Origin of the sequence: Mycobacterium sp. pUA109, from assembly GCF_041287095.1 — a bacterium.
Lineage (GTDB): Bacteria > Actinomycetota > Actinomycetes > Mycobacteriales > Mycobacteriaceae > Mycobacterium.
This window is the reverse complement of record NZ_JBGGKS010000003.1, coordinates 155,710-178,207: the sequence shown is the minus strand read 5'-3', so window position 1 is coordinate 178,207 and position 22,498 is coordinate 155,710. Positions and strand designations below refer to the sequence as shown.

The window sequence follows — 22,498 nt, the reverse complement described above, 5'->3', positions numbered from 1 at the left end:
GACGACCCAGTACAACGCGGCAACAGGGCCGGTACAAGGCGGCAGCTGCGGCCGGCAACCCCTGCCACGCCTGCCTACCATTGCGTTGGCGGCCCATCCCAATAAATTTCAACTTGAACCGAAGGGCGGTGACGGCCTGGGCCTCACCGCCAGCCCGGGCGCGGCGATATCCTGGGGTCGTTCCACGCTGCAACGGCGGGAGGACCCGTGCGACTGCTATTAGCGCTGGCTAGCGTATTTGTCGCGATCGGCCTGGCCGGGACCGCACATGGCGATCCGGACACCGACGCGGCGTTCCTGGCTTCCCTGCAGGCCGCGGGCATCACCTACACCAATGCCGATCGGGTCGTCACCAGCGCCAAAACGGTGTGCCGGTTGATCACCGACGGTCAGCCGGCGCCAGAGGTCCTGGCGATCCTGCGGGCCCGCAACCCTGAGCTCACACACGATCACGCGGCCCGGTTCGTCGGGATCGCGGTGCGGTCATACTGCCCGGACCAGATGGTGCCCAACACCTCCAGCGGCTAGCCCAGGATCAGGCCGGAGGTCGGCACGCCGGTGCCGGCGGTGACCAGCACATGCTCGACGCCGTCAACCTGGTTGACCGAGGTGCCGCGCAACTGCCGCACCCCTTCGGCGATGCCGTTCATGCCGTGGATGTAGGCCTCCCCGAGCTGGCCGCCGTGGGTGTTGATCGGCAGCCGGCCGCCGAGCTCGATCGCCCCGCCGGCGATGAAGTCTTTGGCTTCGCCCTTGCCGCAGAAACCCAGCTCCTCCAACTGGATCAGCGTGTACGGGGTGAAGTGATCGTAGAGCACCGCGGTTTGGATGTCGGTCGGCGCCAGGCCGGACTGCTCCCACAGTTGGCGGCCCACCAGGCCCATCTCGGGCAGGCCGAGCTCCTCGCGGTAATACGAGTACATGGTGAACTGGTCGGCGCCCGAACCCTGGGCGGCCGCCTCGATGATCGCCGGCCGGTGCTTGAGGTCGCGGGCCCGCTCCGGGGTGGTGACCACGATCGCCACCCCGCCGTCGGTCTCCTGGCAGCAGTCCAGCAGCCGCAGCGGATCGGCGATCATCCGCGAGTTCTGGTGATCCTCGAGGGTGATCGGCTTGCCGTAGAAATGGGCCTTGGGGTTGGTGGCCGCGTGTTTGCGGTCGGCGACCGACACCGCGCCGAAATCCGCGCTGGTGGCGCCGTATTCGTGCATGTAGCGCTGGGCAATCATCGCCACCGACGCGGCCGGGGTGCTCAACCCGTGCGGGTAGGACCAGCTGTATTCCACACCGCGCGAATCGGCGTTGACGGTCAGGCCGGTCATCACCTGACCGAACCGGAACTCCGAGCGCTCATTGAAGGCCCGGTAGGCCACCACGACGTCGGCCACCCCGGTGGCCACCGCCAGCGCCGCCTGCTGCACGGTCGCCGCGGCGGCGCCACCGCCGTAGCCGATCTGGGAAAAGAACTTCAGCTCCCCGATCCCGGTGGAGCGCGCGACGGCGGTCTCCAGGTTGGAGTCCATCGTGAAGGTGACCAGGCCGTCGACATCGGCGGGGCTCAGTCCGGCGTCGTCGAGGGCGTCGAGCACCGCCTCGGCGGCCAGCCGCAGCTCGCTGCGGCCGGAGTCCTTGGAGAAATCGGTGGCACCGATCCCGGCGATCGCGGCTTTACCGGACAGCATCACGCCTCCCCGATCGTCAGTGTGGCCGTGGCGATGACATGGTCGCCCAGGCTGTTGCTGCCCACCACTTTCACCGTGATCAGCCCGTCGTCGATGCCGGTGACCTCGCCGGTGAAGGTCACCGTGTCGTAGGCATACCACGGCACCCCCAACCGCAGCCCGATCGAACGGATCCGCGCGGTGGGGCCGGCCCAGTCGGTGAGGTAGCGCTGCACCAGGCCGGTGTCGGTGAGGATGTTGACGAAGATGTCCTTGGATCCCTTGGCCTGCGCCTTATCCCGGTCGTGGTGCACGTCCTGGTAGTCGCGGGTGGCGATCGCGGTGGACACGATGAACGTGGGGTCGCCGTACAGCTTGAGTTCGGGCAGCTTGGTGCCCACCGCAACCGTAGGCGCGCTCATGCGTCTTTCTCCCAGGCGTAGAGGGTCCAGGCCGGCCCGACGTCGCTGGCCGGGAAGTCGAGGTAGGTTGCGCGGACCGGCATTCCGATCTGCACCGCGGCCGGGTCGACACCACGGAGCTCACCGAGCATGCGCACCCCTTCGTCGAGTTCGACCAGCGCGATCACGAACGGCAGGCTGCGGCCGGGCACCTTGGGGGCGTGGTGCACCACGTAGGAAAACACCGTGCCGGTGCCGGCGGCCACCACATAGTCGACCGGCGCGGATTTGTCGGCCCACACCGCGGGCACCGGCGGATGGACCAGGGAGCCGTCCGGGCGGCGCTGGATGCGCAGCTCGTGGGCGGCGACCCCGTCCCAGAAGAACTGGGTGTCCCGCGACCACGCCGGGCGCATCATCTTGTCCGGGTCGAGGTCCTCGGGTGCCGGCGCCGCGGCGGACTGCCGATCGGCCGGGATGAACTTCATGATGCGCCACATCATTTCGGCGACATCCTCGTCGCCGACCTGCCAGGCGATGCGCTGGTTGATGAAGTAGCCCTCACCCAGCGCGGTCTGTTTGGGGCCGACGATGTCGGTGATCTCCGCGGTGACGCTGACCTCTTCGCCGGGCCGCAGGTAGCGGTGGTAGGTCTGCTCGCAGTTGGTCGCGACCACACCGACATATCCGGCGTTGTCGAACAGCTCGATGATCTTGCCCAGCGGGTCGTCGTCGGGACGCACCCCGCCCAGCCCCATCATGGTCCACACCTGGATCATCGCCGGCGGGGCGACGATGCCCGGATGCCCGGCGGCCCGCGCGGCCGCCTCGTCGACGTAGATCGGGTTGGTGTCCCCGATGGCGTCGACCCAGTGGTGGATCATCGCCTGGTTCACCGGATCCCGACCCATCCGCGGCTTGCTGGGGCCGGTGGATTTCAGCTTTTCGATGCCGGCGGCCAGGTCGCTCATCGCGGCACCCTCGGCACCCGCAGCCCCGACGCGGCGATCATTTCGCGCATCACCTCGTTGACGCCGCCACCGAAGGTAATCACCAGGTTGCGTTTGGTCTGGCTGTCCAACCAGGACATCAGCTCGGCGGTGTCCTCGTCGGCGGGGTTGCCGTACTTGCCGACGATCTCTTCGGCCAACCGGCCGGCCCGCTGAATCCGTTCGGTGCCGAACACTTTGGTGGCGGCGGCGTCGGCGACATCGATGGTCTCGCCGGCCGCGGCCACCTGCCAGTTCAACAGCTCGTTGATCCGCCAGGTGGCGTGCAGCTCCCCGAGCGCGCGTTTGACGTCATCCTGCTCGATCGGCGTCACCCCGTTAGCGCCCGGTTTGGCCGCCCACGCCCGCACCCGGTCGTAGATGCCGCCGAACCGGCCGGCCGGCCCGAGCATCACCCGCTCGTTGTTGAGCTGGGTGGTGATCAGCCGCCAGCCGCCGTTCTCCTCGCCGACCAGCATGTCGGCGGGAACCCGGACGTCGTTGTAGTAGGTGGCGTTGGTGTGGTGCGCGCCGTCGGACAGGATCATCGGCGTCCACGAGTAGCCCGGATCCTTGGTGTCCACGATCAGGATCGAAATCCCCTTGTGCTTAACCGCGGTCGGGTCGGTGCGGCACGCCAGCCAGATGTAGTCCGCGTCGTGGGCGCCGGTGGTGAACACCTTCTGCCCGTTGACGATGTACTCGTCGCCGTGCCGGACCGCGGTGGTGCGCAGCGACGCCAGGTCGGTGCCGGCCTCCGGTTCGGTGTAGCCGATCGCGAAGTGCACCTCCCCGGCCAGGATCGCGGGCAGGAACTTCTTTTTCTGCGCCTCGCTGCCGTACACCTGCAGCGTCGGGCCGACGGTCTGCAGGGTGACCGCCGGCAGCGGCACGTCGGCGCGTTGGGCCTCGTTAACGAAGATCTGCTGTTCGATCGGGCCGAAACCCAGCCCGCCGAACTCCTTGGGCCAGCCCACCCCGAGCTTGCCGTCGGCACCCATCCGCTTGATCACCGCGCGGTAGGCCGCATTGTGCCGGTCGGACTGCATCGCCTTGGCCTCGTCCGAGGAGATCAGATTGGCGAAATACTCCCGCAGTTCGGCTTGCAACGCCCGCTGCTCGGGCGTCAGATCGACGTACATTGCGCTCCCACCAGGTCGAGACGATGCGACGGGCCACCCAGCAGCCGGGTCAGGTCCTTGATCGAGGAGAAATACCGGTCCATCGGGTAGTCGATGTCCATGCCCATCCCGCCGTGCAGGTGATGGCAGATCTGCATCACCGGCGGCGCCTGCGAGGTGACCCAGTACCCGAGGACGTCGAGGTCGTCGGCGGCGTCGCGGCCCTGGGAGAGCAGCCAGCTCACCGAGGTCGCCGCCAGGGTGATGGTCCGCGACGCGATGTACACCTCGGCGAGCTGCGCGGCGACGGTCTGGAAGGTGGACAGCGGCCTGCCGAACTGCTCGCGGCTGCCGACATAGTCGGCGGTCAACCGCAGCGCGCCCGCGACCAGGCCGGACACGAAGGCGCCGACCGCGGCGAGCGCGAGCTGGTTGACCCGATGCGCGGTAGCGCCCTCCAGCACCCCGTCGACCTGCGCATCGGTGAACACCACCACGTACTCGTCGGAGCCGTTGGACGTCGGCGTCTTGGTCAGCTGCACCCCGTCGACGGTGGGGGAGATTACCGCGACCCCGCTGTCGGCGGTGACCAACAGCCAGTCCGCCTGCTCGGCGTACGGGACCGCGATCTTGGTGCCGGACAGCCGGTTTCCGGTCAATGTGGTCGCCGGCCGCTCCGGCAGCGGGGCACCTGGCTCGCTCAGCGCCGCGGTCAGCACCGTCCCCTTGGCCACCCCGGCCAGATAGCGGTCCTGCTGCGCGTCGGAGGCCAGCTCCAGCAGCGGCAGCACCCCAAACCCCAGTGTGGCCAGCGCGGGGCTGATGGTGCCGCGCCGACCGATTTCGGTGAGCGCGGTCGCCACCTCGGACAGGCCGACGCCGTCGCCGCCGAGGCGTTCCGGCACCGGCAGCGCGGTCACCCCGCCGGCAACCAGGGCGTCCCAGCTGTTATCCCGGTCCAGCACCGAGGTGACGACGTCGGCGACAGCCTGTTGCGCTGGGTCTGGATTGAAATCCACCCGTCTGCTCCTTGATTCGCTGTGTCGCTCAGTGGGCGACGGGGCACTTGCCGGTGTAGTCGACCTGCCAGTGCTTGATGCCGTTGAGCCATCCCGACCGGAGCCGCTCCGCCTGGGCCAGCGGGGTCAGGTCGGGCATGTGGTCGGCGACCGCGTTGAAGATCAGGTTGATCGTCATCCGGGCCAGGTGGGTGCCGATGCAGTAGTGCGCGCCGGTCCCGCCGAACCCGACGTGCGGGTTGGGGTCGCGCAGGATGTTGAAGGTGAACGGGTCGTCGAACACCTCCTCGTCGAAGTTGGCGGAGCGGTAGAACATCACCACCCGCTGCCCCTTCTTGATCTGCACACCGGACAGCTCGTAGTCCTCCAGCGCGGTGCGCTGGAAACAGCTGACCGGGGTCGCCCACCGGACGATCTCATCGGCGGCCGTCTCGGGGCGCTCTTTTTTGAACAGCTCCCACTGGTCCGGGTTGTCCGCGAACGCCATCATGCCGTGGGTGATCGAGTTGCGGCTGGTTTCGTTGCCGGCCACCGCCAGCATCACCACGAAGAAGCCGAACTCGTCGTCGGAGAGCTTCTCCCCGTCGATGTCGGCGTTGATCAGCGTGGTGACGATGTCCTCGCCGGGGTTCTCGGCCTTGGCGGCGGCCAACTGCATGGCGTAGGTGATCAGTTCGACCGACGAGGCCTGCGGATCGATGTCGGCGTATTCGGGGTCGTCGCTGCCGGTCATCTCGTTGGACCAGCGGAACAGCTTGTCCCGGTCTTCCTGCGGCACCCCGAGCAATGCGGCGATGGCCTGCAGCGGCAACTCGCACGACACTTGCTCGACGAAATCCCCGTAGTCGTTCGCCGCCGCCGTTTTGACGATCTTTTGCGCCCGCTCGTTGAGCTCCTCGCGCAGCCGTTCGATGGCCCGCGGGGTGAAGCCGCGGGAGATGATGCGGCGCAGCCGGGTGTGGTGCGGCGCGTCCATGTTGAGCATCACGAACCGCTGGACTTCGATGTTCTCCCGGCTGATGTCGTTGTTGAACTGCGGGATCACACCGTTTTCGTAGCTGGAGAAGACATCGCTGCGCAGCGAGACCTCTTTGACGTCCTTGTGTTTGGTGATCGCCCAGTACCCGCCGTCATGGAAGCCGCCCCCGGTACCGGGGGCCTGCTCGATCCAGTGGATCGGCGCCGCGCGGCGCAGCTCGGCGAACTCCTCGACCGGGATACCCCGGACATTGACGTCGGGGTTGAGGAAGTCGAACCCTGCGGGAAGGTTAGGGGAAGGCATGCATCTACTCCTGCCGAATACAACGTGTTCTAGTGCCAGTAAAGCATGGCTGAACCGCAGACAAAAGGCACCGATGCATCGTCGCTTGTCAGAGTAATGAAACGTGTTCTAGCCTGGCCGCATGGGTAATCCTGTGATCGTCGAAGCCACCCGCAGCCCGATCGGCAAGCGTAACGGGTGGTTATCCGGCCTGCATGCCACCGAAGTGCTGGGCGCGGTGCAGAAAGCACTGGTCGAGAAGGCCGGCATCAACGCCGGGGACGTCGAGCAGATCATCGGCGGGTGCGTGACCCAGTACGGCGAGCAGTCCAACAACATCAGCCGGGTGGCCTGGCTGACCGCGGGCCTGCCCGAGCACGTCGGGGCCACCACCGTGGACTGCCAGTGCGGCAGCGGGCAGCAGGCCAACCACTTGGTCGCCGGGCTGATCGCGATCGGCGCGATCGACGTCGGGATCGCCTGCGGAATCGAGGCAATGAGCCGGGTGGGGCTGGGCGCCAACGCCGGCCCGGACCGGGCGGCGATCCGCGCCGCCTCCTGGGACATCGACATGCCCAACCAGTTCGAGGCCGCCGAGCGGATCGCCAAGCGGCGCGGCATCACCCGCGCCGACATCGACCAGTTCGGCTTGGCGTCGCAGCTCAAGGCCAAGCGGGCCTGGGAGGAAGGCCGGTTCGACCGGGAAATCTCCCCGATCACCGCGCCGGTGCTGGACGAGAACAAGCAGCCCACCGCCGAGCTGGCCCCGGTGAGCCGCGACCAGGGTCTGCGGGACACCACTTTGGAGGGTCTGGCGTCGCTGAACCCGGTCCTGGAGGGCGGCATTCACACCGCCGGCACCTCGTCGCAGATCTCCGACGGCGCCGCCGCCGTGCTGTGGATGGACGAGGACAAAGCCAAGGCCCTGGGGCTTAAGCCGCGGGCCCGGATCGTCAGCCAGGCCAACGTCGGCGCCGAACCGTACTACCACCTGGACGGGCCGGTGCAGTCGACGGCCAAGGTGCTGGAGAAGGCCGGCATGAAGATCGGCGACATCGACCTGGTGGAAATCAACGAGGCGTTCGCGTCGGTGGTGCTGTCCTGGGCGCGGGTGCACAACCCGGACATGGACCGGGTCAACGTCAACGGCGGCGCGATCGCGCTGGGGCATCCGGTGGGCTGCACCGGCAGCCGGCTGATCACCACCGCGCTGCACGAACTGGAGCGCGCCGACAAGTCCACCGCGCTGATCACCATGTGCGCCGGCGGGGCGCTGTCCACCGGCACCATCATCGAGCGGATCTAATGGCGTCGGACGCCGAACGGATCGCGGCCGCGCAGGCCTACATCGACGCGCTGGTCAGCCACCAGGCCGATGACGTGCCGTTCGCACCGGACTGCGTCCGCATCGAGATGGGGCTCAAGACCGGCTTCTCCGGAAACCACCTGCGCCGCAGCCTGAACCGCGGCCCCCAGTTCCGGTTGATCGCGGCGGCCACGGCGCCGGAGGTCAGCGTCGACGGCGACGAGGTGCGCACCGTCTACAACATCATCACCAAGCCGTCGCTGGCCGGGCGGCGGGTGGGGGCGCACGTGGACGAGACGTTCGTGATCCCGGCCGAAGATGGCAAGATCCACCACATCCGGGCGCAGATCCGGCCGTTCATTACACGTTAAGGATCATCGATGGCCACTCCCCCGCGCGCGCTCAACTCCGCTGGCACCGGCGTTTTCATCAAGTGGATGTCCCGGGTCAACACGTTGGCGTACAAGGTGTCCGGCGGCAAGCTGGGCGGCACCTTCCTGCAGGGGGCGCCGGTGGCGCTGCTGACCACCATCGGCCGCAAATCCGGGCAGCCGCGGGTGAGCCCGTTGCTGTATCTGCGCGACGGTGACCGGGTGGTGCTGGTGGCCTCCCAAGGCGGGCGGGCCAACAACCCCATGTGGTATCTGAACCTCAAGGCCAACCCGAAGGTGTCGGTGCAGATAAAAAAAGAGGTGCTGGCACTGACCGCCCGCGACGCCACCGAGGCCGAACGCGACCAGTACTGGCCGCGGCTGGTGGAGATGTACTCCTCGTTCGACGACTACCAGTCCTGGACCGACCGGGTGATCCCGGTGGTGATCTGCGAGCCGTAGCCGAACGTTTCTGATACGTTCACACCCCCGCCACCCGGCGGGGTGAAGCCCAGGGCTACGTTTCCAGTGGTTATCGCCGCGGCGTAGGCGGTTGCCCCGCTGCTCGCCGTCGCGCATATCCAAGGGAGAGATCGATGCTCCTGGAGTTCTGGGAGAACTTCCGCCACAACCTGTTCAAACCGCTCCTACTGTTTTTCTATCTCGGGTTCTTGGTCCCGATCCTCAAGGTGGAGTTCGAGTTCCCCTATGTGATCTATCAGGGGCTGACGCTGTACCTGCTGCTGGCGATCGGTTGGCACGGCGGCGAGGAACTCGCCACCGTCGACCCGTCCAGCATCGGCAGCGTCGCCGGGTTCATCGTGTTGGGTTTCGTGCTGAACTTCGTGATCGGCCTGCTCGCCTACCAGCTGCTGACCCGGCTGACCTCGATGCGGCGCATCGATAGGGCGACGGTTGCCGGCTACTACGGGTCGGACTCGGCGGGCACCTTCGCCACCTGCGTGGGTGTGTTGGCGACGGTGGGGATGACGTTCGACGGTTACATGCCGGTCATGCTCGCCGTCATGGAGACGCCCGGCTGCCTGGTCGCGCTGTATCTGGTGGCGCGGCTGCGGCACCGGGGCATGGACGCCTCGGGGTTCATGCCCGACGAGGCCGGCTACCGCGCAGCGGCGCGGACCGGGCCCGGCGCGGCCACCCAACCGGGCGTCGGAGGGCACCTCGAGGCCGAATCCGAGCCGGGGACCGACCTGGAGAACCCGGACCCTGCCGCCGGCGGCAAGCCGCGCCTGGCCACCGGGAAGCTCATGCGGGAGGTGCTACTCAACCCGGGCCTGTATCTGCTGTTCGGCGGCATCGCCATCGGTTTCATCGGAGGGTTGCAGGGCGAGAAGGTGATCCACGACGACGACAACGTTTTCGTGGCGGCCTTCCAGGGCGTGCTCTGCCTGTTCCTGCTCGAAATGGGCATGACGGCCTCCCGACACCTGAAGGATCTCAAGACGGCCGGCCGCGGTTTCATCGCCTTCGGGCTCCTGGCACCCAACCTGTTCGCGACGCTGGGGATCGTGGTCGCCCACACCTATGCGCACCTCACCCATACCCACTTCCAGCCGGGCAGCTACATCCTGTTCGCGGTGCTGTGCGGCGCGGCGTCCTACATCGCCGTGCCCGCGGTGCAGCGGCTGGCCATCCCCGAAGCCAGCCCGACCCTGCCGCTGGCCGCATCACTGGGTTTGACGTTTTCCTACAACGTCACGATCGGGATCCCGGTCTACATCGAGGTGGCGCGCGCCGTCACCGAACGGTTCCCGATCACCTGAAACGCCGAACGTGCGCCCACGGCGAGAAATTCGCGAAAATCTCGCCACCAGCGCACGTTCGGCGGTAAGAGGCTTCGGCGCCAAGGGCTCAGGCGCCGTAGACCGGGACCGCGGGCCGCGCCTTGGCCAGCAGATCGGTCACGACCGGGCCCAGCTCGGCGGGATCCCAGCGGGCACCCTTGTCGATCTGCGGGCCGTGCGCCCAGCCCTCGGCGACCCGAATCTTGCCGCCCTCCACCTCGAACACCTTGCCGGTGACCTCGCGGGACGCGGCGCTGCCCAGCCACACCACCAGCGGTGACACGTTTTCCGGCGCCATGGCGTCGAAGGCGTCGTCCTGGGTGGCCATCATCTCGGCGAACACCGTCTCGGTCATCCGGGTGCGCGCCGACGGGGCGATCGCGTTGACCGTCACCCCGTAGCGGCCCAGCTCGGCGGCGGCGACCAGGGTCAGCCCGGCGATGCCGGCCTTGGCGGCGCTATAGTTGCCCTGCCCGACGCTGCCCTGCAGACCGGCACCGGAGCTGGTGTTAATGATCCGGGCGTCAACGGTTTTGCCTTCCTTGGCCAGCCCCCGCCAATACGACGCGGCGTGCCGCATGGTGGCGAAGTGGCCCTTGAGGTGCACGGCGATGACGGCGTCGAACTCGGCCTCGCTGGTGTTGGCCAGCATCCGGTCCCGCACGATGCCGGCGTTGTTGACCAGCACGTCCAGCCCGCCGAACTTCTCGACCGCGGTCTGGATCAGCGCGGCCGCCTCGTCCCAGTCGGCGACGTTGGAGCCGTTGGCCACCGCTTCCCCGCCGGCCGCGACGATCTCGTCGACCACACCCTGCGCGGCGCTGCCGCCGCCGGCGGGCGAGCCGTCCAGGCCGACGCCGATGTCGTTGACCACCACCCGGGCGCCTTCGGCGGCAAACGCCAGCGCGTGCGCCCGCCCGATGCCGCCGCCCGCTCCGGTGACGATGACCACCCGGCCGTCGAGAAGTCCCATGCCCTGTTCTCCTTAGCTATTTGTTGGCGCTGGATGCTTCCAAATACGGTGGCGGCTCCCCGCCGCCGTGCACTTCGAGGCTGGCTCCGCTGATGTAGGACGCCACCTCGGACGTCAAAAACGCGGTCGCCCAACCGACATCGGCGGGCGTGGCCAGCCGGCCCAGCGGCACGGTGGCGGCCACCGCGGCGATCGATTCGGCGTCGCCGTAGAACAGCTCGGACTGTTCGGTCTCGACCATGCCGACCACGATGGTGTTCACCCGCACCTTGGGCGCCCATTCCACCGCCAGGGTGGCGGTCAGGTTCTCCACCCCGGCCTTGGCCGCGCCGTAGGCGGCCGTGCCCGGGGTGGGCCGGCGGCCGCTGACGCTGCAGATGTTGATGATCGCGCCGCCGCCCGGCTGGGTCTGCATGGCCGCGTTGGCGTGCTGGGACACCTGCAGCGGGCCGAGCAGGTTCAGCTCGATGATCTTGCGGCTGAAGTTGGCCGACGCCTCGGCGGCCGGCACGTACGGGGAGCCGCCGGCGTTGTTCACCACCGCGTCCAGCCGGCCATGCCGGGCCACCACGGCCTCGATCAGCGCCTTGACCGAGTCGTCGTCGCGCACATCGCAGGCATGGAACTCATACGGTGAACCCTCCACCGGGCGCCGCGCGCAGGTCACCACCGTCGCGCCCTGCGCGGCGAACACCGCGCTGATCCCGGCGCCGACGCCGCGGACGCCCCCGGTCACCAGGACCACTTTGCCGGCCAAGCCGAGGTTGATCGCGTCCGTCACTGTGCTAGCGTACCAAGCAAGTGCTTGCTCAGGTAAATGCGGCCAGGAAGTGACAGATAACCCCATGCCAATCACGTCCACCACCAGCGAACCGGGCATCGTCGCGGTCACCGTCGACTTCCCCCCGGTCAACGCCATCCCCTCGCGCGGTTGGTTCGACCTCGCCGAGATCATCACCGCCGCCGGCCACGATCCGACCACCCACGTGGTGATCCTGCGGGCCGAGGGCCGCGGCTTCAACGCCGGCGTCGACATCAAGGAGATGCAGCGCACCCAGGGGTTCACCGCCCTGATCGACGCCAACCGCGGCTGCTTCGCGGCGTTCCGCGCGGTCTACGAATGCGCGGTGCCGGTGGTGGCCGCGGTCAACGGCTTCTGCGTCGGCGGCGGCATCGGCCTGGTCGGCAACGCCGACGTCATCGTGGCCTCCGACGACGCCACCTTCGGGCTGCCCGAGGTGGAGCGCGGCGCGCTGGGGGCGGCCACCCACCTGTCCCGGCTGGTGCCCCAGCACCTGATGCGCCGACTGTTCTTCACCGCCGCCACCGTCGACGCCGCCACCTTGCACCACTTCGGCTCGGTGCACGAGGTGGTGCCGCGCGCCGAGCTGGACGAGGCCGCGCTGCGGGTGGCCCGCGACATCGCCGCCAAGGACACCCGGGTGATCCGGGCGGCCAAGGAGGCGCTGAACCTGATCGACGTGCAGAAGGTCAACGCCAGTTACCGCATGGAGCAAGGCTTTACCTTCGAACTCAATCTGGCCGGGGTGGCCGACGAGCACCGCGACGCGTTCGCCGGCACTGACAAGGGGAAGAAGCCATGAGCGACAAGCGGACAACGCTTGACGAAGCCGTCGGGCAGCTCGAAGACGGCATGACCATCGGCATCGGCGGCTGGGGGTCGCGGCGCAAACCGATGGCGTTCGTGCGGGCCCTGCTGCGCACCGACGTCAAGGACCTCACCGTGGTGACCTACGGCGGCCCGGACCTGGGGCTGCTATGTTCGGCCGGCAAGGTGGCCAAGGTCTACTACGGCTTCGTGTCGCTGGATTCCCCGCCGTTCTACGACCCGTGGTTCGCCAAAAAGCGCACCAGCGGCGAGATCGTGGCCCGCGAGATGGACGAGGGCATGCTGCGCTGCGGGCTGCAGGCCGCCGCCCAGCGGCTGCCGTTCCTGCCGATTCGGGCCGGGCTGGGCAGCTCGGTGCCCGACTTCTTCGACGGCGAGCTGCACACCGTCACCAGCCCCTACCCGGCGCCCGGCGGCGGCCACGAGACGTTGATCGCCATGCCGGCGCTGCGCCTGGACGCCGCCTTCGTCCACCTGAACCTCGGTGACGCCCAAGGCAACGCCGCCTACACCGGCGTCGACCCCTACTTCGACGACCTGTTCTTGATGGCCGCCGAGCGGCGCTACCTGTCGGTGGAGCGGGTGGTGGCCACCGAGGAGCTGGTCAAAGCGGTGCCGCACCAGGCCCTGCTGGTCAACCGGATGATGGTCGACGCGGTGGTGGAAGCCCCCAACGGTGCGCATTTCACCACGGCGGCACCCGATTACGGCCGCGACGAGAAATTTCAGCGGCACTACGCCGAGGCCGCCAAGTCCGAGGACACCTGGGCGCAGTTCGTGGCGACCTACCTGTCCGGCAGTGAAGACGACTACCAAGCAGCGGTACGGAAGTTCGGGGAGGACGCATGACGGATTCGCCCACTCGCGCCGAGGTGTGCGCGGTCGCCTGCGCCGAGTTGTTCCGCGACGCCGGCGAGATCATGGTCAGCCCGATGACCACCGTCGTCTCGATCGGTGCCCGCCTGGCCCGGTTGACGTTCTCCCCCGACATCCTGCTGACCGACGGTGAGGCGCTGCTGCTGGCCGACACCCCCGCGCTGGGCGCGTCGGGCGCCATCGAGGGGTGGATGCCGTTCGGCCGGGTCTTCGAAACCCTGGCCTGGGGACGCCGGCACGTGGTGATGGGCGCCAACCAGGTCGACCGTTACGGCAACCAGAACATCTCGGCATTCGGGGCGCTGCAGCAGCCGAGCCGGCAGATGTTCGGGGTGCGCGGCGCCCCCGGCAACACCATCAACCACGCCACCAGCTACTTCGTCGGCAACCACTCGACGCGGGTGTTCTGTGAGGCCGTCGACGTGGTCTCCGGGATCGGCTACGACAAGGTGGCGGCGGACAATCCGGCATTCCGGTTCGTCGACGTGCACCGGGTGGTGTCCAACCTGGGCGTGTTCGACTTCGGCGGCCCCAACCGGGAGATGCGGGCGGTGTCGCTGCACCCGGGGGTGTCCGCCGCGGAGGTGGCCGAGGCCACCTCGTTCGAGGTGCACGGGCTGGCCGACGCCGCGCCGACCCGGCTGCCCAGCGCAGAGGAACTGCGGCTGATCCGCGAGGTGATCGACCCGAAAGCGCTGCGCGACAAAGAGGTGCGCTCATGATCGTTCCGCCTCCTCCTCATCGCTCCGCTCTGCATCGTCGGCGGTGGCTGTGACCCGGTTACGCACCCCGCTGACCGAGTTGGTCGGCATCGACCATCCGGTGGTGCAGACCGGCATGGGGTGGGTGGCCGGCGCCCGGTTGGTGTCGGCGACCGCCAACGCCGGCGGGCTGGGCATTTTGGCGTCGGCCACCATGACCCTCGACGAGCTGGCCACCGCGATCGGCAAGGTGAAATCCGCCACCGACAAACCCTTCGGGGTCAACATCCGCGCCGACGCCACCGACGCCGGCGACCGGGTCGAGTTGATGATCCGCGAGGGCGTGAAGGTGGCGTCGTTCGCGCTGGCGCCCAAGCCGGAACTGATCGCGCGGCTCAAAGACGCCGGCGCGGTGGTGATCCCGTCGGTGGGCGCGGCCAAACACGCCCGCAAGGTGGCGTCCTGGGGCGCCGACGCGGTGATCGTGCAGGGCGGCGAGGGCGGCGGGCACACCGGCCCGGTGGCCACCACGCTGCTGTTGCCGTCGGTGCTGGACGCGGTCGCCGACACCGGCATGCCGGTGATCGCGGCCGGCGGTTTCTTCGACGGCCGCGGCCTGGCCGCCGCGTTATCGTACGGGGCGGCTGGCGTCGCGATGGGGACCCGGTTCCTGTTGACCTCGGACTCGACGGTGCCCGACGCGGTCAAACAGCGCTACCTGCAGGCCGGCCTCGACGGCACCGTGGTGTCCACCCGGGTCGACGGCATGCCGCACCGGGTGCTGCGCACCGAGCTGGTGGAGAAGCTGGAAAGCGGCTCGCGGGCACGCGGTTTCACCGCTGCGATCCGGAACGCCGCCAAGTTCAAGAAGATGTCCCAGATGACCTGGCCGACGATGGTCCGCGACGGGTTGGCGATGCGGCACGGCAAGGAACTCACCTGGTCGCAGGTGCTGATGGCGGCCAACACCCCGATGCTGCTCAAGGCCGGCCTGGTCGAGGGCAACACCGAGGCCGGGGTGCTGGCCTCCGGGCAGGTTGCCGGCATCCTGCAGGATCTGCCGTCGTGCGCGCAGCTGATCGAGGGCATCGTGCGCGAGGCGATCGAGCACCTGCAGTCCGCGGCGGCGCTGATCACGTGACGCCGAGTGGGAATCTCACGACGCGACGCGCCGGCGCCGGGTCGTAGATTCCCCACTCGCGACCCGGCCAGCCCAGCCGGCGGCATACATCGCATCCTCCACTCGGCCGACGAAGGTGGCCTGCCGATAGCGCAGCAGTTCGGCGCTGACCCGGATGATCACCCAGCCCAATGCGGCCAGCGCCACCTGCCGGTCGATGTCGCGCTGCCGCTGCTTCGGGTCGGTCCAGTGCTGCGGCCCGTCGTACTCGATGCCGACCCGAAGGTCCCGGTACCCGATGTCGACCCGAGCCACGAACTCGCCGTACTCGTCGTACACCATGATCTGGGTCTCCGGCTTGGGCAGCCCGGCGTCGATCAGGACCAGCCGGGTGCGGGTCTCCTGCGGGGATTCCGCACCGCCGTCGACGAGCGGCAGCACCTGGCGGAGCCGGGTGAGGCCCCGTGCCCCGGGATGTGCGGCAATGACGACCTCGACTTCGGCGATCCCGACTCCGGTCGCATTGGCCAGCGCATCAAGTCGCTGCAGGCCGGCCAGCCGCGACCGGGTTCGCCGGCCGATGTCGAAGGCGGTGCGCGCCGGGTCGGTGACCGCAATCCCGTCGACGCTCGTCATCTCGCCGGGCTTCAGAGTGTCGCGGTGCACGACGACCTTCGGCGGCGCCTTGTGGTTGTCGTGCACTAGCTCCGCGGGCAGGGCCGCCTCCACCCACTTCGCGCCCAGCAGCGCCGCCGCCGAGTTGCCGGCGACGACTGCCCTGCGCCGCGACCACAGCCAGGCCGCCGCCGCTCGCTGCCGCGCGGTCAGTTCGATGCCCCATGGCGCGTAGACGCCCGGATAGACCGGTTCGTACAGCGTGCGCATAGCCCGCTCGGGGATCGCGTTGTCGGCCAACGCCTCGGCGCCCAGGAACGGCCAGGCCAATTCGTGCACAGCCGAAGCGTGCCCCAGTGCGCCGAATACTGCCTACGCCTGTCCACAGGCCCGCCGAGTGGGAATCTGACGACGCGACACGCGGTGGCGGCGTCGCCAGATTCCCACTCGGCGCGGCGGTCAGCCGCGACAGGTCAGGTTTCCACGACCATTAGGGTGTGCCCGGTCGGGTCGCGGAACCAGAACATCGGCGGGACCGGCTCACCCATGCGCGACACCTGCGCGTCGACGTCGACGCCGAGCTCCTTCATCGCCGCGTGGGTGGCGTCGATGTCGCTGGTGGTCAACGTGATTCCGGTGACGGCGGGCTGCACCGGCCCGCCCTGCGGCGGCGGCGGCGCCAGCGCGATCCCGGTCGTGCCCTCGGGCGGGTACACCTCGATCCAGCGGTAGCCGCCGCCGAACGGCTGATCGGTGCGCTTCTCGAAGCCGAGCGATTCGTAGAACGCGACCGCCTTGTCCTGCTCGGGGGTCGGCACGCACACCAGGCTGATCGTGGTCAGGCCGGTCGTCGGGGTGGTCATCGGATACCTCCTGGGATGGGTTCGGGGTGCTCGGCACCGTAGGCACGGGCGATATCTTGTGAACTCGCCCAGCGGCTGTAGGTCGGGTACTGCGGCCAGCCGTCCGGCGAGTCCTGCCACACCTCTTGGCGCCCGTAGGGCAGGACGTCGATCAGCGCGAACATGTGACTGAGCTGTTCGGCCCCGCGCCGATTGCTGTGCCAGGTGCGATACACCTGATCGTTGTGGCGCAGAAAGACATTCAGCGCGAACTGCCCGCCCGCCGGGGCGCCGACGTCGGCGCCGAACGGGCTGTTCGCGGTGGAATACCAGGTCATCTGATTCCCGACGCGGCGCTTGTATTCCAGTGCCTCGTCGATGGGGCCCTGGGTGACGACGACGAATCGGGCGTCGTAGTTGTCCAGGAACTCCAGCCGGGTGAACTGTGCGGTGAACCCGGTGCAGCCCGGGCATTGCCACTGCTCGCCCGGGAACCACATGTGGTGGTACACGATGAGCTGGGACTTGCCCGCGAACACGTCGACCAACCGCACCGGGCCGGTCTCACCGTCCAGCACATAGTCTCCCATGGCCACCATCGGCAGTCGGCGTCGCTGCGCGGCGATCGCGTCGAGTTCGCGGGTGGCCGCCTTCTCCCGGACCCGCAGCGCATCCAATTCCCGCTGCCAGGTGTCCCGATCCACGATCGGCGGCAATGCTGGGGCCGTCATGATGTCCCTCCTGGTGTTCACGCTGTCAACATTTGATAATGTGGACACCGTACACTTTCTCCCGAGGGAGTCAAGAGGTGACCGACACCAAGACCTATCACCACGGGGACCTGCGCACCGCCCTGATCGACGCCGGCCTGGAACTCACCCGCGTGGGCGGGCCGGACGCGCTGACCATCCGGGAAGCGACCCGGCGGGCCGGGGTGTCCCCCAACGCCGCATACCGTCACTTCACCGACCGGGAAGCGCTGGTGGCCGCCGTCGCGGTCGCCATCCAGCATCGGATGGCGGCGCGGATGCAGGGTGCGACGCGTCGACGCGGCTCGGCGGCGGCAAACGCCCGCGACCGGTTGCGCGCGGTCGGTCTGGGCTACATCAAGTTCGCACTCGACGAGCCGGGCTGGTTCAGCGTGGCGTTTTTCGGTGCCGGACTGGCCGCGACCCCCGACGAGCCCGCCGGCGCGCCGCCGTACCGCGCGTTGGTCGAGGCGCTCGACGCGATGGGGGATGCGGGGGTGCTGACCGCCCGACAGCGCGACGGCGCCGAGTGGCCCTGCTGGTCGGCGGTGCACGGCTTCGCCGAACTGGTGCTGCACGGACCGCTGCGCGGCGCGCGTCGTCGCGAGGTGGAGTCGCTGGCTCAGCGCACGGTCGACGACATCATTGCCGGGCTGTCCCGCTGAACGCACACGCCGATCAGCTGAGCACCGCCGCACCGAACCACTCGCACAGCAGCAGCGCCACCTCCACGTCGAGCCGGTCGTCGCTGATCGGCCGGCCGCGGCGTTCCACCGCACGCTGCACCCGGTACTTCACCGAGTTGTGGTGCAGGTGCAGTTCCTCGGCCGCGGCGGTGTAGCTGGAGCCGTTGCGCAGGAACACCCGCAGCGTTTCGCGCAGCCGTTCATCGCCGTCGGTGGCGGCGGCCAACGGCCCCAACACCTCCGCCACCAACGCCGACGCGGCCGCGACGTTGCGGCCCAGCAGCGCCGCCACCGCCAAACCGGGGTCGCTGGCGGTGGTCATCCGCCGGGCGGCGGACCCGGCGGCGATCGCCACGGTCCGGGCGTCCTGAGCCTGCTGATGCGAACGGCGGAACCCCGCCACCCCCGGCAGCGGATTACCCGCCGCGACCCAGGGCGCATCGGTGGATTTCTCGAGGGCGGCCCGCAGCCGCGTCAGCGCGGTCGGCGCAGCGTTGCCCGACAGCGGAATCCAGCCCCAGCCGGTGACCCGATCGACCGGGACAAACAGCGAAAGATCGCGGGCACCAAGCGTTTCGCCGAGCTTCTGCACGAAACGTTCCAGCGACACCGGCTCGCCGCGCTCGTAGGATTCCGGACACCAGATCACCACCGCCAGGTGATGGCGTTGCAGCGGGTAGCGCAGCGCGGTCGTCATCGCGTCGGCGTCGATGTCGCCGCCGGCCAGCAGCTCACGCACCTGCAGGACCCGCATATTGTTGCGGTTCGCCAACCACCGGTCCCGCTCATCTTGATAGCTGGCCACCACCTGCTGGGAGATCTGGTCGACGTATTCGAACGACACACCTTCCATCAGGTCGTAGACCGCCAACCCCAGCGCCGGGTCCAACTCCGCGGCACGGATCTCGTCGATGACGATGCGCAGCGTCGCCCGGTGCCCCAGCCGGTAGGCGCGCGTCAACGCGTTGACCGACACCTCGCGCTGCGCCAGGCGCCGGGCGTACTCCAGCGCCGGGGTCGGCGGCTCGAGGTGCTTGACCGGAATGCCATGGCGAATCGAGGAGAAGAACGCCTCGACGCTGGCGGCCGCGGTGTCGGCCAGTAGCTGCAGCAGCTGCGCATCACCGCGCAGTTCGGAGATTTCGGTGACCACCAACTGCTGGATGTCGGCGGTGATGTCGCCGAGCTTGTCGTAGAGGCGGCCGACGACCGTCGCCGCGGCCTCGGCAACCACCGCGTCGTCCGCACCGCCGGTGTCCCCCATGAGCAGACCGTAGTTTGGGACCCGCGGTTTTGTCCCCGAAAAGAGCGCGCGGCTACAGGCGCTCGATGATGGTGACGTTGGCGGTGCCGCCGCCCTCGCACATGGTCTGCAGGCCGTAGCGCCCGCCGGTGCGCTCCAACGTGTTGAGCATGGTGGCGAACAGCTTGGCCCCGGTGGCCCCCAGCGGGTGCCCCAGCGCGATGGCACCGCCGCTGGGGTTGACCGTGGCCGGGTCGGCCTTGATCTCCTTGAGCCAGGCCATCACGACCGGGGCGAAGGCTTCGTTGATCTCGACGGTGTCGATGTCGTCGATGGACAGCCCGGTCTTGTCCAGCGCGTACCGGGTCGCCGGGATCGGGCCGGTCAGCATGAACACCGGGTCGGCGCCGCGGGCGCTGATGTGGTGGATGCGGGCCCGCGGGGTGAGCTTGTGCTCGGCGACCGCCCGCTCGGAGGCCAGCAGCACCGCCGACGCGCCGTCGGAGATCTGGCTGGCCATGGCGGCGGTCAGCCGGCCGCCGTCGATCAGCGTCTTGAGCCCGGCCATCTTCTCCAGCGAGGACTCGCGCGGGCCCTCGTCGACCCGGAACGGCCCGGATTCAGTGTCCACGGTGATGATTTCGTTGTCGAAGTGGCCCGCCCGGATCGCCGCGAACGCGCGCTCGTGGCTGGTCAGCGCGTAGCGCTCCATCTCTTCGCGGGACAGGTTCCATTTCTCCGCGATCAGCTCCGAGCCACGGAACTGCGAGATCTCCTGGTCGCCGTAGCGATGCAGCCACTGCTGGGACTCGTTGGTCGGCGAGGTGAAGCCGAACTGCTCGCCGACCGTCATCGCCGACGAGATCGGGACCTGGCTCATGTTCTGCATGCCGCCGGCCACAATCAGGTCCGCGGTGCCGGACATGATCGCCTGCGCACCGAAGGAGATCGCCTGTTGGCTGGAGCCGCACTGCCGGTCCACGGTGACGCCGGGGACGTCTTCGGGGTAGCCGGCGGCCAGCCAGGACAGCCGGGCGATGTTGCCGGCCTGCCCGCCGATGGCGTCCACGCAGCCGGCGATCACGTCGTCCACGGCGGCCGGGTCGACGTCGACCCGGTCCAGCAGTCCGCGCCACGCCAGGGCGCCCAGGTCGACCGGGTGCACCCCGGCCAGCGACCCGCCCCGTTTGCCGACCGCGGTGCGCACCGCGTCGATGACGTAGGCCTGCGAGATTTCCGCCATGTCAGACTCCTTTGTTTCCGGCCGCCGGGGCGGTGATGCCGCCCAGGACGATGTCGAGATACTGGCGGCCGACCTGTTCGGCGCTCAGCGGCCCGCCGGGCTGATACCAGCGCACCGACACCCAGGTGGTGTCGCGGATGAAGCGGTAGACCAGATCGACGTCGAGGTCGGGCCGAAAACAGCCCTCGGCGACGCCTTGGCGCAGCACCTCAACCCACATCTTGCGCTGTTCTTTATTGCGCTCGTCGACGTAGCCGAACCGCGGCTGCAGCGACAACCGCTTGGCCTCGTCCTGGTAGATCACCACCTGCGCGTGCCGGTGCTCGATCGCCTCAAACGACGCCATGAACAGGCCCTTGAGCCGCTCCAGCGGGTTGGGCTGGCTGGCCACGATCTCCTGGTAGCGGGTGAACAGCCAGTCCAGGAAGCCGCGCAGCACCTCGTCGACCATTTCCTCCTTGGAGGAGAAGTGGTGATACAGGCTGCCCGACAAAATGCCGGCGCTGTCGGCGATATCGCGCACCGTGGTGGCACGCAAACCGCGTTCGGCGAACATCTCGGCGGCCAGCTCCAGCAGTTCGTCGCGCCGGCTGTTCGCGTGACTGGCCTCTCGGTCCACCCCGCCAGAGTATCAACCAAGCGCTTGCTCGGGCTAGGGCAGGGTGGTGTTCGGCGAGTCGTTGGGGGAAGCGGACTACAGCGCGCCGTAGCTGGCGGTGACCCAGCGCAGCGGGTCGGCGCAGCGGAACGGGGCGATGCCGCGCGGGTTGAGCCGATTGCCGACCGGCGGCTGGCCCAGCGCGGACACCACGAAATACCGGTACGGCAGCAGCACCCCCGACGACGGGTTCTCCACCGCCGCCACGATCGAGCCGCCGTGCAGGCGCAGCAGCAGGCTGCGCACCTCCTCGTGCAGCAGCCGTCCGTCCATCTCGTCGTACTGGCGCGCCGAGGAGCTGTCCCGCATGAACGCCGCCCCCGGATTGGACATCACGTGGCTCCACGCCGACCCCTCGACCTCGGTCAGCACCCGCAACGCGTCGAACTTCGACAGGATCACCGCCAGCCGGGGCCGGCCCGCCCCCACCGCCAGCAGCAGGTTGCTCAACACCGAGCGCGGGTCCCCGCCGCTCCACGACTGCGGCGGCAGCAGATCGTGCAGCTGGTCGCGGATCACCTGCACCCGCAGCGGGTCGAACATGAAAAACACCGCGTCGGCCTGGCCGAAGAACCGGAAGTGGGTGGCGTGCAGGTTGCCCGACTCCAGGTCCTCCCCGGCCACATCGCGCAGCACCACGTAGCGGCGGATGCCCTGCCAGGCGCCGATGGAAAAGACCAGTGGCTCACGCTGATACGACGCCTGGGTGTGCGCCGCCGGGGTCGGCGGAATCAGCCCGCGCTGCACGAACAACGGCCGCTCATAGTTGTTGCTGTAGGCGGTCGCGGTGGCCGGGGTCGCCGGCTCCATCGACACCCCCAGCTGCTCGCACAGCAGCTCGAGCTGTTTGATCAGCACCGCGATGTACAGGCTTTTGCCGGTGGCCCGGGCCCCGGCCATCGCGATGCAGATGGCCTGGCCCTGCCGCCACCCGTTGGGCAGCATGAAATGGCACACCGGGCAGATCTCCACCACCGGCGCGTTCAGCGCCCGCCCGGCGTACTCGGCGGCCGGCGGCATCGGTCCGGCATAGCCGGGCGGGCGGTTGATCACGTGGATTGGCCCGCTTTGCACCTCGGCGCCGAAGTACGCCGAGCCGACCGAATCGCGGTAGCGCGGCGCGGATACTTGCGGCGGCACGGTCCAGGCCGAGGTGTTGTCGTCGAGGATCGAGAAGCATCTCGGGCATTTAGTTATCAGCGCCGCTCCTCCTCATCACTTCGTTGTG

At 68.7% G+C, this 22,498-nt stretch carries 25 protein-coding genes; 10 read left to right on the top strand and 15 right to left on the bottom strand.

Annotated elements, in window-relative coordinates; genetic code table 11:
- Positions 1 to 207 precede the first annotated feature (207 nt).
- Positions 208 to 528: a DUF732 domain-containing protein gene (locus ACAG26_RS04805; RefSeq protein WP_370480024.1), complete on the top strand. Its 321-nt coding sequence runs from the start codon at positions 208 to 210 to the stop codon at positions 526 to 528.
- On the opposite strand, the gene ACAG26_RS04800 is transcribed toward ACAG26_RS04805, so the two are convergent.
- The 6 genes from ACAG26_RS04800 to ACAG26_RS04775 are packed head-to-tail and all read right to left on the bottom strand — an operon-like array spanning position 525 to position 6,473.
- Positions 525 to 1,682: a lipid-transfer protein gene (locus ACAG26_RS04800; RefSeq protein ID WP_370480022.1), complete on the bottom strand. Its 1,158-nt coding sequence runs from the start codon at positions 1,680 to 1,682 to the stop codon at positions 525 to 527. The genes ACAG26_RS04805 and ACAG26_RS04800 overlap by 4 nt on opposite strands.
- Positions 1,682 to 2,083 carry a MaoC family dehydratase gene (locus ACAG26_RS04795; protein ID WP_370480020.1) on the bottom strand — a complete coding sequence of 134 codons (402 nt, stop codon included), beginning with the start codon at positions 2,081 to 2,083 and terminating at the stop codon, positions 1,682 to 1,684. The genes ACAG26_RS04800 and ACAG26_RS04795 overlap by 1 nt, the downstream gene beginning before the upstream one ends.
- Complete coding sequence (locus ACAG26_RS04790; RefSeq protein WP_370480017.1) at positions 2,080 to 3,033, bottom strand: bifunctional MaoC family dehydratase N-terminal/OB-fold nucleic acid binding domain-containing protein; 954 nt, start codon at positions 3,031 to 3,033, stop codon at positions 2,080 to 2,082. The genes ACAG26_RS04795 and ACAG26_RS04790 overlap by 4 nt, the downstream gene beginning before the upstream one ends.
- Positions 3,030 to 4,193 (bottom strand): acyl-CoA dehydrogenase FadE29, encoded by a 1,164-nt coding sequence (fadE29, locus tag ACAG26_RS04785; protein WP_370480015.1) that lies wholly within the window; start codon positions 4,191 to 4,193, stop codon positions 3,030 to 3,032. Before fadE29 ends, ACAG26_RS04790 begins: the two co-directional genes overlap by 4 nt.
- The gene (locus tag ACAG26_RS04780; RefSeq protein ID WP_370480012.1) at positions 4,178 to 5,191 is read right to left on the bottom strand and encodes an acyl-CoA dehydrogenase family protein; all 1,014 of its coding nucleotides are present in this window, start codon (positions 5,189 to 5,191) and stop codon (positions 4,178 to 4,180) included. The genes fadE29 and ACAG26_RS04780 overlap by 16 nt, the downstream gene beginning before the upstream one ends.
- A 28-nt stretch (positions 5,192 to 5,219) precedes the next feature.
- A complete protein-coding gene (locus ACAG26_RS04775; RefSeq protein ID WP_370480010.1) occupies positions 5,220 to 6,473 on the bottom strand; it encodes a cytochrome P450 in 1,254 nt (417 codons plus the stop codon).
- Positions 6,474 to 6,594: 121 nt separating this feature from the next.
- On the opposite strand from ACAG26_RS04775, the gene ACAG26_RS04770 reads away from it, so the two are divergent.
- The 4 genes from ACAG26_RS04770 to ACAG26_RS04755 all read left to right on the top strand — a co-directional run bounded on the left by ACAG26_RS04770 (position 6,595) and on the right by ACAG26_RS04755 (position 9,913).
- Positions 6,595 to 7,758, top strand: coding sequence for a steroid 3-ketoacyl-CoA thiolase (locus tag ACAG26_RS04770; protein ID WP_370480007.1), 1,164 nt, complete (start codon positions 6,595 to 6,597; stop codon positions 7,756 to 7,758).
- Positions 7,758 to 8,129: a hypothetical protein gene (locus ACAG26_RS04765; protein WP_370480004.1), complete on the top strand. Its 372-nt coding sequence runs from the start codon at positions 7,758 to 7,760 to the stop codon at positions 8,127 to 8,129. Before ACAG26_RS04770 ends, ACAG26_RS04765 begins: the two co-directional genes overlap by 1 nt.
- 9 nt (positions 8,130 to 8,138) lie before the next feature.
- Positions 8,139 to 8,591 carry a nitroreductase family deazaflavin-dependent oxidoreductase gene (locus ACAG26_RS04760; RefSeq protein ID WP_370480002.1) on the top strand — a complete coding sequence of 151 codons (453 nt, stop codon included), beginning with the start codon at positions 8,139 to 8,141 and terminating at the stop codon, positions 8,589 to 8,591.
- A 134-nt stretch (positions 8,592 to 8,725) separates the two neighbouring features.
- On the top strand, positions 8,726 to 9,913 hold the full coding sequence (locus ACAG26_RS04755; RefSeq protein WP_370479999.1) for a sodium-dependent bicarbonate transport family permease: 1,188 nt from the start codon (positions 8,726 to 8,728) through the stop codon (positions 9,911 to 9,913).
- Positions 9,914 to 10,001: 88 nt separating this feature from the next.
- On the opposite strand, the gene ACAG26_RS04750 is transcribed toward ACAG26_RS04755, so the two are convergent.
- Positions 10,002 to 10,907 (bottom strand): SDR family oxidoreductase, encoded by a 906-nt coding sequence (locus ACAG26_RS04750; RefSeq protein WP_370479997.1) that lies wholly within the window; start codon positions 10,905 to 10,907, stop codon positions 10,002 to 10,004.
- Between the two features lie 16 nt (positions 10,908 to 10,923).
- Positions 10,924 to 11,688 (bottom strand): SDR family oxidoreductase, encoded by a 765-nt coding sequence (locus tag ACAG26_RS04745; RefSeq protein ID WP_370479994.1) that lies wholly within the window; start codon positions 11,686 to 11,688, stop codon positions 10,924 to 10,926.
- A 64-nt stretch (positions 11,689 to 11,752) separates the two neighbouring features.
- On the opposite strand from ACAG26_RS04745, the gene echA20 reads away from it, so the two are divergent.
- From echA20 to ipdC, 4 genes are read left to right on the top strand one after another with little or no spacing between them, the layout of a single operon-like run.
- Positions 11,753 to 12,511, top strand: coding sequence for a (7aS)-7a-methyl-1,5-dioxo-2,3,5,6,7,7a-hexahydro-1H-indene-carboxyl-CoA hydrolase (echA20, locus tag ACAG26_RS04740; RefSeq protein ID WP_370479992.1), 759 nt, complete (start codon positions 11,753 to 11,755; stop codon positions 12,509 to 12,511).
- Positions 12,508 to 13,386: a cholesterol ring-cleaving hydrolase subunit IpdA gene (gene ipdA, locus ACAG26_RS04735; protein WP_370479989.1), complete on the top strand. Its 879-nt coding sequence runs from the start codon at positions 12,508 to 12,510 to the stop codon at positions 13,384 to 13,386. Before echA20 ends, ipdA begins: the two co-directional genes overlap by 4 nt.
- Positions 13,383 to 14,135, top strand: coding sequence for a cholesterol ring-cleaving hydrolase subunit IpdB (gene ipdB / locus ACAG26_RS04730; protein ID WP_370479987.1), 753 nt, complete (start codon positions 13,383 to 13,385; stop codon positions 14,133 to 14,135). Before ipdA ends, ipdB begins: the two co-directional genes overlap by 4 nt.
- Positions 14,136 to 14,184: 49 nt before the next feature.
- A complete protein-coding gene (ipdC, locus tag ACAG26_RS04725) occupies positions 14,185 to 15,255 on the top strand; it encodes a (3aS,4S,5R,7aS)-5-hydroxy-7a-methyl-1-oxo-octahydro-1H-indene-4-carboxyl-CoA dehydrogenase (protein WP_370479984.1) in 1,071 nt (356 codons plus the stop codon).
- Positions 15,256 to 15,270: 15 nt separating this feature from the next.
- Here ipdC and ACAG26_RS04720 read toward each other — a convergent pair whose 3' ends face one another.
- The 3 genes from ACAG26_RS04720 to ACAG26_RS04710 form a co-directional block, all read right to left on the bottom strand.
- Positions 15,271 to 16,188: a DUF559 domain-containing protein gene (locus tag ACAG26_RS04720; RefSeq protein WP_370479982.1), complete on the bottom strand. Its 918-nt coding sequence runs from the start codon at positions 16,186 to 16,188 to the stop codon at positions 15,271 to 15,273.
- 134 nt (positions 16,189 to 16,322) lie between these two features.
- Positions 16,323 to 16,712, bottom strand: a complete 390-nt coding sequence (locus ACAG26_RS04715) for a VOC family protein (protein ID WP_370479979.1) — start codon at positions 16,710 to 16,712, stop codon at positions 16,323 to 16,325.
- Positions 16,709 to 17,422, bottom strand: coding sequence for a DUF899 domain-containing protein (locus ACAG26_RS04710; RefSeq protein WP_370479977.1), 714 nt, complete (start codon positions 17,420 to 17,422; stop codon positions 16,709 to 16,711). Before ACAG26_RS04710 ends, ACAG26_RS04715 begins: the two co-directional genes overlap by 4 nt.
- Positions 17,423 to 17,499: 77 nt before the next feature.
- Between ACAG26_RS04710 and ACAG26_RS04705 the strand changes: the two genes are divergently transcribed.
- A complete protein-coding gene (locus ACAG26_RS04705; RefSeq protein WP_370479974.1) occupies positions 17,500 to 18,105 on the top strand; it encodes a TetR/AcrR family transcriptional regulator in 606 nt (201 codons plus the stop codon).
- A 13-nt stretch (positions 18,106 to 18,118) separates the two neighbouring features.
- Here ACAG26_RS04705 and ACAG26_RS04700 read toward each other — a convergent pair whose 3' ends face one another.
- From ACAG26_RS04700 to ACAG26_RS04685, 4 genes are all read right to left on the bottom strand, one after another.
- Entirely contained in the window at positions 18,119 to 19,390 is a 1,272-nt protein-coding gene (locus ACAG26_RS04700) for a PucR family transcriptional regulator (RefSeq protein ID WP_370479972.1), read from the bottom strand.
- 52 nt (positions 19,391 to 19,442) lie between these two features.
- Positions 19,443 to 20,603: a steroid 3-ketoacyl-CoA thiolase FadA6 gene (gene fadA6, locus ACAG26_RS04695; RefSeq protein ID WP_370480389.1), complete on the bottom strand. Its 1,161-nt coding sequence runs from the start codon at positions 20,601 to 20,603 to the stop codon at positions 19,443 to 19,445.
- Positions 20,604 to 20,613: 10 nt separating this feature from the next.
- Complete coding sequence (kstR2, locus tag ACAG26_RS04690; protein ID WP_370479969.1) at positions 20,614 to 21,231, bottom strand: TetR family transcriptional regulator KstR2; 618 nt, start codon at positions 21,229 to 21,231, stop codon at positions 20,614 to 20,616.
- Positions 21,232 to 21,306: 75 nt separating this feature from the next.
- Positions 21,307 to 22,467: a hypothetical protein gene (locus tag ACAG26_RS04685; RefSeq protein WP_370480388.1), complete on the bottom strand. Its 1,161-nt coding sequence runs from the start codon at positions 22,465 to 22,467 to the stop codon at positions 21,307 to 21,309.
- Between the last annotated feature and the right edge of the window lie 31 nt (positions 22,468 to 22,498).

What these genes read in the sequence shown, in the direction of transcription:
- ipdA (WP_370479989.1), top strand. Translation starts at nt 12,508, where the DNA reads ATGAGCGACAAGCGGACAACGCTTGACGAAGCCGTCGGGCAGCTCGAA.
- ACAG26_RS04710 (WP_370479977.1), bottom strand. Translation starts at nt 17,422, where the DNA reads ATGACGGCCCCAGCATTGCCGCCGATCGTGGATCGGGACACCTGGCAG.
- ACAG26_RS04770 (WP_370480007.1), top strand. Translation starts at nt 6,595, where the DNA reads ATGGGTAATCCTGTGATCGTCGAAGCCACCCGCAGCCCGATCGGCAAG.
- ACAG26_RS04750 (WP_370479997.1), bottom strand. Translation starts at nt 10,907, where the DNA reads ATGGGACTTCTCGACGGCCGGGTGGTCATCGTCACCGGAGCGGGCGGC.
- ACAG26_RS04775 (WP_370480010.1), bottom strand. Translation starts at nt 6,473, where the DNA reads ATGCCTTCCCCTAACCTTCCCGCAGGGTTCGACTTCCTCAACCCCGAC.
- ACAG26_RS04715 (WP_370479979.1), bottom strand. Translation starts at nt 16,712, where the DNA reads ATGACCACCCCGACGACCGGCCTGACCACGATCAGCCTGGTGTGCGTG.
- ACAG26_RS04765 (WP_370480004.1), top strand. Translation starts at nt 7,758, where the DNA reads ATGGCGTCGGACGCCGAACGGATCGCGGCCGCGCAGGCCTACATCGAC.
- ACAG26_RS04795 (WP_370480020.1), bottom strand. Translation starts at nt 2,083, where the DNA reads ATGAGCGCGCCTACGGTTGCGGTGGGCACCAAGCTGCCCGAACTCAAG.
- ACAG26_RS04790 (WP_370480017.1), bottom strand. Translation starts at nt 3,033, where the DNA reads ATGAGCGACCTGGCCGCCGGCATCGAAAAGCTGAAATCCACCGGCCCC.
- ACAG26_RS04760 (WP_370480002.1), top strand. Translation starts at nt 8,139, where the DNA reads ATGGCCACTCCCCCGCGCGCGCTCAACTCCGCTGGCACCGGCGTTTTC.
- ACAG26_RS04700 (WP_370479972.1), bottom strand. Translation starts at nt 19,390, where the DNA reads ATGGGGGACACCGGCGGTGCGGACGACGCGGTGGTTGCCGAGGCCGCG.
- fadE29 (WP_370480015.1), bottom strand. Translation starts at nt 4,193, where the DNA reads ATGTACGTCGATCTGACGCCCGAGCAGCGGGCGTTGCAAGCCGAACTG.
- ipdB (WP_370479987.1), top strand. Translation starts at nt 13,383, where the DNA reads ATGACGGATTCGCCCACTCGCGCCGAGGTGTGCGCGGTCGCCTGCGCC.
- ACAG26_RS04755 (WP_370479999.1), top strand. Translation starts at nt 8,726, where the DNA reads ATGCTCCTGGAGTTCTGGGAGAACTTCCGCCACAACCTGTTCAAACCG.
- ACAG26_RS04800 (WP_370480022.1), bottom strand. Translation starts at nt 1,682, where the DNA reads ATGCTGTCCGGTAAAGCCGCGATCGCCGGGATCGGTGCCACCGATTTC.
- echA20 (WP_370479992.1), top strand. Translation starts at nt 11,753, where the DNA reads ATGCCAATCACGTCCACCACCAGCGAACCGGGCATCGTCGCGGTCACC.